This window comes from Cupriavidus sp. SIMBA_020, from assembly GCF_046535395.1.
In the GTDB taxonomy this organism is placed as follows: Bacteria; Pseudomonadota; Gammaproteobacteria; order Burkholderiales; family Burkholderiaceae; genus Cupriavidus; species Cupriavidus campinensis.
The window spans coordinates 1-271 of the sequence record NZ_JAWRWU010000602.1 but is presented as its reverse complement, the minus strand read 5'-3'; the positions used below and the strand labels follow the sequence as shown (position 1 = coordinate 271).

The following is a 271-nucleotide window of genomic DNA, read 5'->3' as shown; positions in this document are numbered from 1 at the left end:
GTTCGATCACTACGTCGATGCGCGAATCGTTCACCACCTCCCAGCAGTCGGCGGAAATCTCACAACCTTGCGGTACGTGCCCGGCAGCCCGCGCCACGGAACGCGTGGCGACTGCCACAATGTCGATTTCGGTGCTCGTCTTCGCGGCGATCACTTCGCGGTTCTCGATGAACTTGTGCACGGTAGCCGCGGCTACCGTGCCGAATCCCAGTACTCCAACTTTCATATGCTTCCCAACGCTTCTGAATGACAGTATTTATCCGGCGCTCAA

The 271-nt window shown here is 57.9% G+C and carries 1 pseudogene; it reads right to left on the bottom strand.

The annotated features are described in order from the left end of the window. Positions 1 to 181, bottom strand: a pseudogene (locus tag SB751_RS30690) (homoserine dehydrogenase); the annotation flags it as partial. Between the last annotated feature and the right edge of the window lie 90 nt (positions 182 to 271).